The sequence below is a fragment of the Reichenbachiella ulvae genome (assembly GCF_025833875.1).
Lineage (GTDB): Bacteria > Bacteroidota > Bacteroidia > Cytophagales > Cyclobacteriaceae > Reichenbachiella > Reichenbachiella ulvae.
Map to the genome: position 1 here is coordinate 1,754,545 of NZ_JAOYOD010000001.1, position 14,931 is coordinate 1,769,475.

The 14,931-nt window shown below is 42.1% G+C and carries 14 protein-coding genes and 2 pseudogenes; 11 read left to right on the forward strand and 5 right to left on the reverse strand.

Annotated features, from left to right (window positions below):
* Positions 1-6 precede the first annotated feature (6 nt).
* The 10 genes and pseudogenes from N7U62_RS07090 to N7U62_RS07140 all read left to right on the forward strand — a co-directional run bounded on the left by N7U62_RS07090 (position 7) and on the right by N7U62_RS07140 (position 7,998).
* Positions 7-1,068 carry an acyltransferase family protein gene (locus N7U62_RS07090; RefSeq protein WP_264137213.1) on the forward strand — a complete coding sequence of 354 codons (1,062 nt, stop codon included), beginning with the start codon at positions 7-9 and terminating at the stop codon, positions 1,066-1,068.
* Positions 1,069-1,184: 116 nt separating this feature from the next.
* Positions 1,185-2,018: an ABC transporter ATP-binding protein gene (locus N7U62_RS07095; protein WP_264137214.1), complete on the forward strand. Its 834-nt coding sequence runs from the start codon at positions 1,185-1,187 to the stop codon at positions 2,016-2,018.
* A gap of 4 nt (positions 2,019-2,022) precedes the next feature.
* The gene (locus N7U62_RS07100) at positions 2,023-2,775 is read left to right on the forward strand and encodes a hypothetical protein (RefSeq protein WP_264137215.1); all 753 of its coding nucleotides are present in this window, start codon (positions 2,023-2,025) and stop codon (positions 2,773-2,775) included.
* Between the two features lies 1 nt (position 2,776).
* Positions 2,777-3,145, forward strand: a complete 369-nt coding sequence (locus tag N7U62_RS07105) for a GntR family transcriptional regulator (RefSeq protein WP_264137216.1) — start codon at positions 2,777-2,779, stop codon at positions 3,143-3,145.
* Positions 3,146-3,166: 21 nt separating this feature from the next.
* On the forward strand, positions 3,167-3,682 hold the full coding sequence (locus N7U62_RS07110; protein ID WP_264137217.1) for a GIN domain-containing protein: 516 nt from the start codon (positions 3,167-3,169) through the stop codon (positions 3,680-3,682).
* 261 nt (positions 3,683-3,943) lie between these two features.
* Positions 3,944-6,376, forward strand: coding sequence for a TonB-dependent receptor (locus N7U62_RS07115; RefSeq protein WP_264137218.1), 2,433 nt, complete (start codon positions 3,944-3,946; stop codon positions 6,374-6,376).
* 47 nt (positions 6,377-6,423) lie between these two features.
* Complete coding sequence (locus N7U62_RS07120; RefSeq protein ID WP_264137219.1) at positions 6,424-6,606, forward strand: hypothetical protein; 183 nt, start codon at positions 6,424-6,426, stop codon at positions 6,604-6,606.
* Positions 6,603-6,833, forward strand: a complete 231-nt coding sequence (locus N7U62_RS07125; RefSeq protein ID WP_264137220.1) for a hypothetical protein — start codon at positions 6,603-6,605, stop codon at positions 6,831-6,833. Before N7U62_RS07120 ends, N7U62_RS07125 begins: the two co-directional genes overlap by 4 nt.
* A gap of 72 nt (positions 6,834-6,905) precedes the next feature.
* A complete protein-coding gene (locus N7U62_RS07130; protein WP_264137221.1) occupies positions 6,906-7,208 on the forward strand; it encodes a transposase family protein in 303 nt (100 codons plus the stop codon).
* Positions 7,205-7,998: pseudogene (locus tag N7U62_RS07140) on the forward strand (ISAs1 family transposase). The gene N7U62_RS07130 and the pseudogene N7U62_RS07140 overlap by 4 nt, the downstream one beginning before the upstream one ends.
* 81 nt (positions 7,999-8,079) lie before the next feature.
* On the opposite strand, the gene N7U62_RS07145 reads toward N7U62_RS07140, so the two are convergent.
* The 5 genes from N7U62_RS07145 to mnmE all read right to left on the reverse strand — a co-directional run bounded on the left by N7U62_RS07145 (position 8,080) and on the right by mnmE (position 13,614).
* Positions 8,080-9,204 (reverse strand): ABC transporter substrate-binding protein, encoded by a 1,125-nt coding sequence (locus N7U62_RS07145; protein ID WP_264137222.1) that lies wholly within the window; start codon positions 9,202-9,204, stop codon positions 8,080-8,082.
* 1,148 nt (positions 9,205-10,352) lie between these two features.
* Positions 10,353-11,321: a retron St85 family RNA-directed DNA polymerase gene (locus tag N7U62_RS07150; protein WP_264137223.1), complete on the reverse strand. Its 969-nt coding sequence runs from the start codon at positions 11,319-11,321 to the stop codon at positions 10,353-10,355.
* Between the two features lie 198 nt (positions 11,322-11,519).
* Positions 11,520-11,888 carry a hypothetical protein gene (locus tag N7U62_RS07155; protein ID WP_264137224.1) on the reverse strand — a complete coding sequence of 123 codons (369 nt, stop codon included), beginning with the start codon at positions 11,886-11,888 and terminating at the stop codon, positions 11,520-11,522.
* A gap of 17 nt (positions 11,889-11,905) precedes the next feature.
* Positions 11,906-12,229 carry a hypothetical protein gene (locus tag N7U62_RS07160; RefSeq protein WP_264137226.1) on the reverse strand — a complete coding sequence of 108 codons (324 nt, stop codon included), beginning with the start codon at positions 12,227-12,229 and terminating at the stop codon, positions 11,906-11,908.
* 29 nt (positions 12,230-12,258) lie between these two features.
* A complete protein-coding gene (mnmE, locus tag N7U62_RS07165; RefSeq protein ID WP_264137227.1) occupies positions 12,259-13,614 on the reverse strand; it encodes a tRNA uridine-5-carboxymethylaminomethyl(34) synthesis GTPase MnmE in 1,356 nt (451 codons plus the stop codon).
* A gap of 119 nt (positions 13,615-13,733) precedes the next feature.
* On the opposite strand from mnmE, the pseudogene N7U62_RS23220 reads away from it, so the two are divergent.
* A pseudogene (locus tag N7U62_RS23220) lies at positions 13,734-14,827 on the forward strand (ISAs1 family transposase).
* Positions 14,828-14,931 lie beyond the last annotated feature (104 nt).

Below are 14,931 nucleotides of genomic sequence, written 5' to 3' on the forward strand. Positions count from 1 at the left end.
CAGAAAATGCAAGATAGACGCTACGACATAGACTGGCTCAGAGTCATTACCATCGGCTTACTGCTGATATATCATATTGGCATCTCTTTTCAACCATGGGCCAGCCTGATCTACTTCATCCAAAGCCCAAAGCCAGCGACCTGGCTTTGGGCTCCTATGGCCTTCCTCAATATTTGGCGGATCCCATTGCTCTTTTTCGTCTCTGGAATGGGTGTCTGTTTCGCAATGAGACAAAGAAACTGGAAAGGTCTAATGCTAGAAAGAAGCCGTCGGATATTCCTACCTCTCGTCTTCGGAATAGTGGCACTCGTACCGATACATATCTTCATCTTTCAAGCGAATGCTGGAGTTTCACTGAAGTACATGCCGGATCAGGGACATCTTTGGTTTCTCACCAATATTTTCGTGTATACGCTGATACTGTCTCCATTTTTCTTTTTGATCAAGAGGCATGAAAATTCCCGGATCAACCAGGTAGTCAAAAATCTTATGGGTCATCCCCTGGGTATTGCAGTCATGATGTTGCTGTTCATGGCTGAGGCTTATCTATTGAACCCTCCCATTTTCGAGTTCTATGCGCAGGGCAATCATGGATTCTTTCTGGGAATGCTGGCCTTTTTATTCGGATACCTGATGGTGTACAATGGCGAGGCTTTCTGGAATTTGATCCTACGAGTTCGCTGGGCTTTGCTCATACTTGGTATAGCACTTTTTGCCTTGAGACTTTTGGTAATGAATCTCAAATCTCCCTTATATCTAATGAGCCTAGAATCCAACATTTGGGTCCTCACTGCTTTGGCCTTTGGACTGAAATATCTCAATAGACCCAGCCAGGCCCTTAGCACACTAAGCCAGGCGGCCTACCCCATTTACATCATTCACATGATTTGGCAGTACCTGGGAGCCAAATGGATTTTCAGTTTTGAGCTTCCTAGCTATGTGCAGTGGTTGATGCTGATGAGCTTCACATTTGCCACATGCTATCTGACTTATGATCTATTGATTCGAAGAATCCCGTTGATCAGACCTCTTTTTGGCCTTCCATATCAACAGAAGAAAGCAAGCTAAACGCCTGAAGATCTATCCTTAAGCAACAACTTTCTGAAAAATAATTTCGGAATCTTGAAACCTTTTACTAGAATTGCAGTGTATTAGTTAAGTAATACACTAGAATACTGATCTAAATGATAGATATTAAAAACCTTTCTTTCAACTATGGTCAAAAGCAAATGCTCTTTGACCAACTTAACCTGAGCTTGCCGGCAGGACATATATATGGACTGCTCGGCAAGAACGGGGCAGGCAAATCCACCTTGATCAAAATGATCACCGGTCTGCTTTTTCCAAAAACAGGCCAGATCGAAGTGATTGATCATGTTCCGCAAAATCGTCGTCCCGACTTTTTGCAAGAGGTTTATTTAGTAACAGAGGAATTCCAATTGCCTGACATGTCACTCAAGCGATACCTGAATCTCTACAGTTCATTCTACCCCAGATTCAATCACGAAAATTTCGAACAATACATTCAGGAGTTTCAACTCAGCATGGATGATAAGCTGAACGCTATCTCCTATGGACAAAAGAAAAAATTTCTATTGTCCTTCGGATTGGCTACAAACTGTCGTCTGCTACTGCTCGACGAACCCACCAATGGATTGGACATCCCTTCGAAAAGTCAGTTTAGAAAGGTGGTTGCCAGTGCCATACATGAAGAGCGAAGTTTTGTGATCTCCACCCACCAGGTCAGAGACATGGAGCATCTGATAGATCCTATTATCATCCTGGATGAAGGACAGATTGTCTTTTTTGAAGATTTTGAATCCATCACTCAGAAAATATCGATGGGCAAAACCAAGGAACTACCGGATGAAGGGGTGATATATGCCGAATCCACTTTCGGACAATATACCATAGTGACAGAAAACGATGGCGAAAACGAAGGGAATTTCAACTTAGAACTACTCTTCAATGCGGTGACACAGAATAAAGAAAAGTTTTATCAAATCTTCAATTCCTAGTACCATGAATAAACATTTCGACCTCAATCGATTCTGGCTACTTGTGAAACTGGAACTTTTCCAATTCAGAAAAGGAATATTGATCACGCTAGACATCACGATGGGAATGCTCTTCTTCTTTGGCTTCTTGCTCGCTATAATAGTAGACCCAAGTTTAATCGTTTACGAACATCATCAAAACTATGCCTTCACCCTATTGGCAGGAGGATTTGTACTTAGTAGTTTGGCCTTCAGAGATCTCAGCTCTCCTCTGAAACGCAGTAGGTTTCTAACCTTGCCCGTTTCAGCTTTTGAGCGCTTTCTGAGTATGTGGCTACTGACTTGCCTTGGTTGGGTATTGCTCTACAGTTTCACTTTTTGGGTATTTGTCCAACTGGCCAACCCACTTGGACGTGCACTCTTCGGTCATGTTACCTTTGAGGAGTTCGACCCACTTGGTCCCTTTGCTTTAATGATGATCAAAATATATGTGGTCTTACAGGGTATTTTCCTCGTAGGCGCTACCCAGTTTAGGTCCTATGTACTACCCAAAACGCTGGCGACTTTGATAATAGTAGCCATCCCAATGGCCGTGATGCTATACTTGGGAGTAGGTGAAAGAATGGAAGACAATGAAATGTGTCTGGTAGAATCCGAAAAGCTGGTCCAATCGACCAGTCACATATTCTGGCAAGGCATTGTATATGCTTTTTGGTGGGGATTGGCACCTCTTTGCTGGGTACTCACTTATCTGGGGCTGAGAGAACAGGAGGCTTAAAATGGATTTCAACGACAATCAGGCCATATACCTTCAAATTGCAGAATTGCTCTGTGAAAACATCTTAACCCAGGAATGGAAACCGGGCGATAGAATCCCGTCCGTTCGCGAAACGGCCATCAACATGGAAGTCAACCCAAACACTGTCATGAGAACATTTAACTATCTACAAGAAAAAGAAATCATTTTCAACAAAAGAGGAATCGGGTACTTTGTCTCTGAGCAAGGATATGCCAAAACCATGGAGTTGAAAAAGAATGACTTCATCCATCAGGAACTACCCCGAATATTCAAAGAGATGACGCTACTCAACATGTCGATGAAGGATGTAGAAGCCCTATTTGAAGACTATCAATCTAAAAACCTCTAACTACCCAAACTATAAATCACCATGAAAACAAGTAAAAAAATACTACTCACCTTCACTGGGGTATTGATTGCCCTACTGATATGCGGCATGATGCTCCTGAGAAGTGATCTGGAGGCCCTACCCAATATTGGGTACGAATACGAGACAGTCTCAAGTAATCAATTCCACTCGATAAAGGTGGATGGCAACTGGTCTATCAAGCTGCGCCAAAGAGCGCAACACAAAGTAGAAGTAGAAGGCCGTGCTAAGGATATCATGAACAAGTTATTCAAAGTAGATAATGGGGTTTTAATGATAACAAAACATGAAAACCCTGAGAATCAAGCGCTCCATTTGAGGATTTCATCTCCCCTAATCAATAAAATAGATGCCAGCAATGGGACCGAAATCTATATGGATGGATTTGATTCAGATTCTTTAGAGATCAGATTAGAAAACAATAGTTCATTTATCAGTTCGGAAAACATGTTGGAAAAGACCACCATCGAAACTTCAGGTAATTCGTGGATTCAGCTGATAGATGATCCGATGAAATAGTAATGCATAGAAATACTGGTTGAGGCAAATGCCTGACCGGGAACCACTGGAAAAACAGTTAATTGTAAAATAGTGTTTAATTGATCTAGAATCTGATATTGAGCACCAAAATCCAGTTGTACACAGGTCCTTCTAAATGAGAAAAAAGCCATTGAGAATGAATATCACCTATTATTTCTGACAGCCATCAGGCAAGTCAAGACCAAATAATAATTAACTCCTGCATGACAATGCAGGCTTAAACCACTAATTCAAACTAAAATGAAACAAGTTAGTTCACGGGTATGTTTTACCCTTGCCATACTGCTAATTGGATTTGCAGTTAGTGCTCAGCAGTTAACACAAAGCATCCGCGGTACACTTAAGGATGTGGCCAGTCATGAGGCAATTATTGGAGCCAATATCACCGTAAAAGGCTCCTCTCCTATCATAGGCGCCAGTACGGATATCAATGGTGTATTCGAATTGTCTGATGTGCCTGTTGGCCGAGTCACACTTCAAATCTCTTCTATAGGATACATCAGTCAAAGCATCCCAAACATCATAGTGGATTCTGGCAAGGAAGTCATCCTCAACCTGAAAATGGAAGAGTCTATTGTTCAAATGGACGAGATCGTCATCCAGTCAGAAGAGCAAGAGGGAAGACCCATCAACGACATGGCCCTGGTCAGTGCCAGATCCCTGTCACCAGAGCAAACTCAACGTTTTCCAGGAGGGTTTAATGATCCTTCTCGTGCAGTATCCAATTTCGCTGGAGTCAATGCCAAACCAGATGGAGGTAATGAAATCATCGTGCGAGGCAATGCGCCTAAATATGTGCAATGGAGACTAGAAGGGATTGAGATCACCAACCCGAATCATTTCGCAGATCAAAGCACCACCAGTGGATCCATCAGCGCACTTAACAACAACATGCTATCGACTTCAGACTTCTATACAGGGGCCTTCTCTGCAGAGTATGGAGATGCACTGTCCGCAGTATACGACGTCCGACTCAGGAGTGGTAACAATCAAAAACGAGAAACCATAGCTGGCGTGGGGTTATTAGGAACAGATTTGACTTTCGAGGGGCCCTTTAGTCCAAAAAGCAATGCCTCCTATGTCGTCAACTATAGATATTCTACCATTTCTTTGATCAACGAGATTGGTCTAGCAGATGTCAATGGAGTACCGGTATTTCAAGATGCAGCCTTCAAGCTGAACTTTCCTACTCAAAAGGCTGGAAGCTTTTCACTATTTGGGTTGAGTGGCCTTAGCCATTTCATCTTTGAAGATGTAAAACCAGACATATGGGAGACACCCGGAGATGAAGCCAGGAATGCTTCCATACATGAAGATTACCAAAAGCAGGCGCACTTGATCAATTTGGGCTTTTCTCATCACATCCCTATTACCAAATCTAGCTTCCTGAACACCACGCTGCTCTATTCTAATGAAGGCATAGCAGATGATGTTTATGAATATGGCATCATGAGTAGCAACTCTGACTCGAACCAGGATTCAATCGTCAACAGACAAAAAAATTTCGATAATCAGCTGATCAAAAGCGCAATCAGATCAGCTCTCACCTACCATCACAAATTCAACGCGAAACACAAAGTAGAGCTGGGAACCAAATATGCTCGACTCGACTACATGATGGAGCAAAGCATGCTCAATGACACAAAAGACCAAAGAATCACAGGAGTAGATTTTGATGAAAACATCAGTACATTAAGAAACTTCATCAGCTGGCGATATAGAATTAACAACCAACTGACGCTGGTTACAGGTCTGCACAATATGAATGTACTGTACAATCATAAATCTACATTGGAGCCCAGGTTCTCTATCAACTGGCAGTTGGCACCCAACATGTCGATCCATGCCGGCTATGGCAGTCATAGCTCGATGGAGACCATTCATCACTACTTTGCCAAAGTAGAACAAGAGGATGGCAGCTACTCGGAACCTAACAAGGACCTAGATCTGCTGAAGGCTCATCACTACGTCCTGGGCATCACCCAGTACATAGGTGAGCAGATGAGGCTTTCAGTCGAGATGTACTACCAATACCTTTATGACCTACCTGTGGCTAGTGATTCCAGCTACTTTTCCACTATCAATGAAGGAACAGACTTTCAGCATATCACTTTGGTAAACGCGGGCAAAGGACAGAACTACGGCCTGGAACTTACTCTAGAACGCTTCTTTGCCAACAACTACCACTACATGATCAATGGCTCAGTTTATCAATCCAAATATGAGACGCTGGAGGGAATAGAAAGGAATACCAAATTCAACAGCGAGTATGTCTTCAACCTACTGGCCGGAAAGGACTTTGTTAATCTGGGCAAAAAGCGCAATCAGGTGCTGAGCATCAACCTTAGAGCCTACTATGGTGGTGCACAGAAAATCATCCCTCTCCTCAGGGACGATCAACAAAACCTGAACGTCGATCCGGCCAACAACCAATATTGGGATTATGACAAAGCCTATAATGATGGGCTAGACGATCTTTTTCAAACAACCCTTTCTGTCAGCTACAAATGGAACCGACCTAAGGCGACTCACGAGCTTTTTGTCGACCTCAATAACCTGACTGGAAACGATGGAAGAATAACCGAATACTACGACGAATCTGAACCCAACAATATCGGATATCTGCGCCAGTTCGAATTCTTCCCTAACCTGATGTATAAAGTTTATTTCTAAAACAAATAACCATGAACACTGATTGTAAAAACATAAACCACGAAACCATGAAAAGTTCTAAAAACTTCGGAGGCTCTCCGAGCTGCATTTACTTCCTTGGCATGATAGGAGCTGCGGTGTATTTCATCTCCAATGCCGCTGGCTTTTGGGCGGGTGTATTGGGCTTTTTAAAAGCCCTGGTATGGCCTGCATTTTTTGTATTCGAAGCTTTCCAATACCTCAGCATATGAATCAGGAAGTCTCTCATGTATTGGTATTCAAAACGAATATCCAGACCCATCAGCGAGCCAAGAGCCTTCGCCCCCTGCTAAACAACCATCCAACCATATTGGATTGGTCGGTGGATACCGAAGATGTCGACAAGGTGCTGCGAGTCGTCGCAAAACAAAGCCTGAAAGAAAGAGAAGTGATTTCGCTAGTGGTGAATCAAGGCTTCTTTTGTGAGGAGCTGGAGTGAGTTCAAAACAAGACTCCCCCTTTGAAGCAGGGCTGTTGCATTCTAAAAAATGGATTAACTTGAAAATTAAAAATGGCATCAGAAAGTATCATTTGGTATTTAGGAAAAGTGAAGGATCACAGGCGTGGTGCGGGTCAGCGACATTCTCTGGAATTGGTACTGGTCATCGTGCTGATGTCGGTAATGAGCGGCTACTATGGTTATCGTGCTATTGGAGATTTTATAGAAAGAAATAGAGAGAACTTATTGTCTACTTTTCAGCCCAAACAAGACAGATTACCGACTTTTTATACTATTCGAAGAGTGTTGATGGGATTGGATTTGATTCCTTTTCTCATCAATTCTATCAGTGGAGTAAAGCCTATGTTTCGATAGAGTCTGGAGAGTGGCTTAGTGTAGATGGCAAGGCCATCGGTGGTACAATGAGTGATTATTCAAAGTCGTATCAGAATTTCATCAATCTAGTGACCGTATTCGTTTCCAGACAGAAAATGGTATTAGCCAATGGAGAAGTCATTAACTCAAAAGAGAGTGAAATACCTGTAGTTCGTCAATTAATAGAGATGCTGGATCTCAAAGATGTGGTCTTTACTATGGATGCTCTTCATTGTCAAAAAAAACGGTAGAAGTGATTATAGCTAGTGGAAATAATTATGTAATTGGAGTGAAGAAAAATCAAAAGACACTCTACCAGAGCATCGAAAAGTGTGCCCAAGAAAAGCCTATAGGTTATTATTCTCAGCTAGAGAGAAACAAAGGAAGAATAGAAAATAGAGATGTAACAGTGTTCAATTTGCCAGAGGAAATAAAAAAACAATGGACTGGTGCACAACACGGCATCAAAATTAGAAGAGAAGTAAAAGTCAATGGACGCTACAGGGAAGAAAACGCGTATTATTTAAGCAGCATAAAGAATGGAAGTGCATTATTATACAACTATGGGATAAGGAATCATTGGCACATTGAAAACAGTCTACACTGGACCAAAGATGTAACGATGAAAGAAGATGCCTCTAAAATCAGATTAGGCAACGCTCCATCAATTATATCCACGCTTAAAAATGGTGCAATGAATATATTTAGAAAACAAGGCATGAATCAAATAGCAAAGGCCACCAGACTGGTAGCCAATGATATTGAGACTCTAAACAAACTAATCAATTAGAATGCAACAGCCCTGCCCTTTTAAGGGGGTTAGGGGATGTTAGGTGAGGCAAACAGTTGTTTGATTCAACACAATGTGCCCTCACTCCAACTTCTTATAATAAAAAAGCTCATAGTCCGGCAGCAGCTCTGGATGCAGGATCTTGATATGATCCGCTAGCAAAAGGTGGGGATTGGCATTTCCCGATTCGAAATAGTCATTTCCGCCACTGGTGGACATTCGCTTGGTATATCCATAGACCTGACCGGTCTTTACTGCCTCAAAATTAGCGTATCGCTCGTCTGCAGCGACCAATGCTTCGATCGATTGATAATCCGCCACGCCGATCCAAAAATCGGCCTGGTAAGCTTTGGCATACACCGCCTCAAAGTCCAGGTTGATCCAGCCTGTACCAGCAGCATCGGTCCATAGATACTCTGCCCCGGCATCCTTCATCAAGAGGGCATTGTAATTGTTGCCAGCGGGCATAAACCAGGTCCCACCATATAGGGTTCCCGAAAATACAGAAGGCCTTTCTACATCATTAACCATAGTAGTCAGGGAATCATAGGCCGCTGCAATCTGAGAAAAATAAGCCTCCGCCTCATCTTCTTTACCCGTCAAATGGCCGATGAATTTGATCCACTCTGCCCTGCCCAAAATATCCGGTTCCAGATAATCAGGCGTCATGACCACAGGCTGTCCCAGTTCCTCCAGCTTGGCGAGCTGTCGGTTCTCACTGCCAGAACTAAAAGCCAGGATCACATCAGGATCGATGCCCAAAATGCGTTCCACATCCAACTGTCCCTCGTGCCCTACCTCTTGCAACAGCCCCTGATCTAGCTGCGAACGTATTGACTCTGAATAGATGTATTGCGTCTGAGCAAAACCCTTCAAGCGCTGCTCCACGCCCAGGATTTCTAAAAATGCCAGGTGTGTCGTCGAGTTAGAAACAATCGACTGAACAGGATATGGGATCAAGGTATACTGGGAAGCATCGATAGCTGTGGGTACTTCCCCCTCGTATAGCAGATAGCTGGCGCTCTCATCACTGCCCTGCCACAGTTTATTTACAGTTAGTACATTGTAGCCCTCATACTCCTCCATCGAAAAGCGCTGGGCATAGCTAACCCCAGAACCTGCAGGCCTGGAGGTTTCTTCTGTATTCTTCTTCTGACAGGCTAAAACTAAAAAGCCCGCTGCAATAATGACTAGGTTTCGGATCATGCCGCAAGCTCGGTTTTTTTCTGCTTTTGCAAAAGAAAGATTGGAAAGATTCAGGAATCAAAAACCAGGAGTCAAGAGCCAGCAGTAACCCATCCTTCCTTGGTGAAGGTGCCGAAGGCTGAAGCCTGCCTGACGAATGCCCGGGGGTTTATGTAGAAATGAACGAAATTCAAAAAAACCGTCACTTCGACAGAGCAAAGGAAGATGACAATCTTCCCATGCGACGAGAAGTCCCATTCGGATACTTCTGGGGATAGGAAAAGGCATTCCGTACTTATATACATGAGCATTACACCCACCTACCGGAAAGGCTGGGATCTAAAGCGATCCACAAGTAAAATAGACACGTCACTTCGACAGAGCAGAGGAAGAGGACAATCTTCCCATGCAACGAGAAGTCCTAATCGGATACTTCTGGGGCTTAGGGTAAGTGGAAAGGTTTGTGTTGCTTTCTTATTTTTTCGTCAGAATCACGGATTTAGGCAGATGTCTCTGATGACACGGATTTGACTTGTGGTACTTTCGCAAGCGACTGGTTTATCAATACGTAATTGGTAGTTTAACAACTCATCACTTCGACAGAGCAAAGGAAGATGACAATCTTCCCATGCGACGAGAAGTCCCATTCGGATACTTCTGGGGCTTAGGGTAAGTGGAAAGGTTTGTGTTGCTTTCTTATTTTTTCGTCAGAATCACGGATTTAGGCAGATGTCTCTGATGACACGGATTTGACTTGTGGTACTTTCGCAAGCGACTGGTTTATCAATACGTAATTGGTAGTTTAACAACTCGTCACTTCGACAGAGCAAAGGAAGATGACAATCTTCCCATGCAACGAGAAGTCCCATTCGGATACTTCTGGGGCTAGGAAAAGGCATTCCGCACTTAAATATAAGAGCATTACATCCACCTGCCGGACAGGCTGGGATCTAAAGCGATCCACAAGTAAAATAAACACGTCACTTCGACAGAGTAGAGGAAGAGGATAATCTTCCCATGTGACGAGAAGTCTGATCTGGAAACAACCAAGGCAATGAATACTGCATTCTTCCTCTTGGTTAGCTTCCATTTTCATTCAAGTCTGGAGACTTGCTCTCATCAGGACTTTCAAGTCACGCTAAGCTAAGACTTAAAAGAGCTGGGGGATTTTATTTCGCCGGTACTAGTAACTGTGACACTAAGGTTTTAGGATGTTTATTAGATAATTCAGTAATGTAATTTTGAACCTTCTTATATCTCTTTTTATCAACGCTGTACAAATAAGATATCCAGCCCTTTACGTGATTTAGAAGGCTGGTATTTTTTTGCTCTGAGGATAGGGTTAAATGATGTATTTTAGAACGGAGTAATTTATATCGCTTTTTACCTATGCCTACGCTATCTTCATTGATTACCAATCCCGTGACAATCTTAGCTCTTGCAGAACTAGCGACTCTTGTCTTAGAATAATTAAGGTCAAAATTCTCGTCATTTATTATCTTATTTATCATCGGGATAATATGCAAGACTTTAGATGGATGTAATCCTGAAAAGGAGAGATCGTCAGCATATCTTGTGTAATTTACACCTCTCTTACCCACATACCCCTGAATTCTTAAGTCAAGAGTCCAAGTAACTAGGTTAGATAACATTGGAGAACATGGACCTCCTTGAGGAAGAGTGTTCTCGTATGTACAAATATTTGTGAGAACAGTTGATATTAGGTTGTTATAACCTAAAGATTTATAGAGGTTAAAAACTCGCTTTGAGCTAATTGAAGGAAAAAAATCTTTAAGATCAATATTTAATATAGTGTTTGCACCTTGGTGTGGTAATGCATTGTCTAATATTGAAGAGCCTTTTCTGAACCCCTTACATGAACCTGATACCTGAAGTTTGTTCAAAATATTAACAAGAACCCATGACTGAAGTCCTTTCATTTTTTTACTTGGCTGACTTATGACCCTTTTCTTGCCAGATTTTTTACTGATTGTGTATGTACGATAGTAATAAGATGAATGGTAAGAAAGTTGATAAATTGTGTATTTTGATATATGAGTAAGATTAGAGAAATCATCAAGATTTTGGATTACTGGTAATCCTAGCATGCTTAATTTGATCTTTTCTGTCTTAGCCATATGTGATAATAAACGAAAATAGGGGTAGTTCTTTTTACTCCACAAATGTTGAGTGAAATTTAAGGGTGAAAGCTTCGAAGAAGCTTTTGCACTTAAAGTTTACGATGATAATTCATAGTTTATAACTCGGATGCCGAAACAACACCCACTCGCGTATATATTGCAAGCAATACATCCAGCGTCTAAAAAGAACGTACCCTATATTTTCAATTTTTTATTTCTGTTTTTTAAATTTAGTATTTCAAGTCTTAGATTATCAATGTCAACGGTTTCTTTCTGCCTTTTTATTCTGCTTTTTGTCCTTCTAAATTCAAAGAATTTCTCAAGTCCCGAAGAAGTCAGCTTATAACCTTCCGTATTTAGTTCAACTTGCTTTTTTTTTGTCAAAATACTTATTGCTGTCGTGGTTGTTTGAAAAGCATTGGTCTCATCTTTTGTAGCAGCAGAAACTAAATTTATCAAAGTTTCTTTACGCACTGGTTCTAATAAATACACCGCGGGAAGCAGGAAGTTTTCCAGTTGAAGCAGTGATATTTTGTCATCCCTTTTTGAACTCTTTTTTTTCATCTTTCTTAATGATGAAACTAAATCTTCCACACCAGTTTCAATATTGGTGGGATCGATATAAACCAACCCAGAGGGATTTGATTTTTAAACCAAAGGACTAAGGCCAATCCTAATCCTACAAACCCAATTGAAACCATCAGAATTATTATTACAGAATTGATTTCATTTCCCCCTGACAATAGTCCCATAAAAGAGAATCCCATAATTCCAGTGCCAATTCCTAGAATCTGATAAAGGCGGTGCATGCGTAATTCATACCATCCATTTTTATTCTTCTTGGACTTTTTACTGGCAGCCTTGTTTAAATACTCTAATGTTGAAATCGCCGCAGAATAGCTCATAATTAGTCAGTATGATTGTTATTCAAATACTACTTCCCAATACAAAACTTGCTAAAGATATTGTCTAGCAGGTCGTCTGTGGAGATCTCGCCAGTGATTTCACCCAGGTAGTAGAGCGAGTGTCTGATGTCCTGCGCCAGAAAATCGTTGGTGATCTGGTTATCAATCCCTCGCACCACATCGTGCAGGGCATTTTGCGTATTGACCAGCGACTGGTGGTGTCGGGCATTGGTCACGACCACATTGCCCGTCTTGAAGTTATCCATCTGGCTCTTCGCAAAGATCATGTCCTTCAACTCTTGTACACCCTGCTCCTGCTTGGCTGCTATAGAGATGTAGTTGCTATTGTCTAGCAGTTCGGACGGCTCACTTTCCACCTTGTCTCTTTTGTTTCCTACCAGTATATAAGGCTTATCCTTTTCGATCAGTTGTTGTTCGGTAGTCAGGATCGTCTCCAGACTCTCCGTGCTCAGGTCGAAAAGGTAGATGATCAGGCTAGCCTCATTCATCTTTTGATTGGCGCGCTCCACGCCTATGGCTTCTATCTGATCAGTGGTGTCTCTCAGTCCCGCCGTATCGATAAATCGGAACTTAACCCCTCCTATGTTGATCTCGTCCTCGATGATGTCTCGCGTCGTTCCTGCGATATCCGATACGATCGCTTTCTCCTCTTCAAGCAGCGCATTCAGCAAGGTAGATTTCCCCGCATTGGGCTTACCTACGATCACCACGGGCACACCGTTTTTGATCACATTGCCCAGTTGAAAACTATCGATCAGCTTCACGAGCACCTTGTCTATTCCTTTGATCAGCTCCTTCAGTTCTTCTCTGCTGGCAAACTCCACATCCTCTTCGGAGAAGTCCAGCTCCAGCTCGATCATGGAGGCAAAATGCACCAACTTCTCACGCAGGGCTTTGATCTCCTTTGAGATCCCGCCACGCATCTGGTTAAGCGCCGCAGCATGCGAGGATTCATTTTCTGAGGCGATCAGGTCGGCTACAGCCTCTGCCTGCGCCAGGTCAAAACGTCCATTGAGATAAGCCCGTTGAGTAAACTCCCCTGGATTGGCCAGGCGCGCACCCTTCTTGTTCAGCAGTTGAATGATGCGATTGATGATATACTGTGAACCATGGCAGGAGATCTCCACACTGTCCTCTTTGGTGAAGGAATGGGGATTCTTAAACACCGTCATTAACACCTCGTCTACGATCTCTGTCCCATCCACGATGTTGCCAAAGTGTACCGTATGGCTTTTCTGTACCATCAGGTCCTTGCCATCAAAACAGTCCGTAGCGATAGAAAGACTCTGGGATCCCGAAAGCCTGATGACCGCAATCGCTCCAACCCCTGGAGGTGTGGCCAGTGCCACGATAGTATCATTCATGTGCATAGCCGCAAAGATAGTATCGAGTCTTTAGTGAAAAGTTAAAAGTTAAAAGTAATTCCCCCTTCTAGAAGCAGGGCTGTTGCATTCTAAAAAATGGATTAACTTGAAAATTAAAAATGGCATCAGAAAGTATCATTTGGTATTTAGGAAAAGTGAAGGATCACAGGCGTGGTGCGGGTCAGCGACATTCTCTGGAATTGGTACTGGTCATCGTGCTGATGTCGGTAATGAGCGGCTACTATGGTTATCGTGCTATTGGAGATTTTATAGAAAGAAATAGAGAGAACTTATTGTCTACTTTTCAGCCCAAACAAGACAGATTACCGACTTTTTATACTATTCGAAGAGTGTTGATGGGATTGGATTTTGATTCCTTTTCTCATCAATTCTATCAGTGGAGTAAAGCCTATGTTTCGATAGAGTCTGGAGAGTGGCTTAGTGTAGATGGCAAGGCCATCGGTGGTACAATGAGTGATTATTCAAAGTCGTATCAGAATTTCATCAATCTAGTGACCGTATTCGTTTCCAGACAGAAAATGGTATTAGCCAATGGAGAAGTCATTAACTCAAAAGAGAGTGAAATACCTGTAGTTCGTCAATTAATAGAGATGCTGGATCTCAAAGATGTGGTCTTTACTATGGATGCTCTTCATTGTCAAAAAAAACGGTAGAAGTGATTATAGCTAGTGGAAATAATTATGTAATTGGAGTGAAGAAAAATCAAAAGACACTCTACCAGAGCATCGAAAAGTGTGCCCAAGAAAAGCCTATAGGTTATTATTCTCAGCTAGAGAGAAACAAAGGAAGAATAGAAAATAGAGATGTAACAGTGTTCAATTTGCCAGAGGAAATAAAAAAACAATGGACTGGTGCACAACACGGCATCAAAATTAGAAGAGAAGTAAAAGTCAATGGACGCTACAGGGAAGAAAACGCGTATTATTTAAGCAGCATAAAGAATGGAAGTGCATTATTATACAACTATGGGATAAGGAATCATTGGCACATTGAAAACAGTCTACACTGGACCAAAGATGTAACGATGAAAGAAGATGCCTCTAAAATCAGATTAGGCAACGCTCCATCAATTATATCCACGCTTAAAAATGGTGCAATGAATATATTTAGAAAACAAGGCATGAATCAAATAGCAAAGGCCACCAGACTGGTAGCCAATGATATTGAGACTCTAAACAAACTAATCAATTAGAATGCAACAGCCCTGCTTCTAGAAGGGGTCTAGGGGGATTTAATGATGATCCATCTAAGAATGAAATATAAAAATCAAAAGACCAGAGGACAAGAAGACCAGAG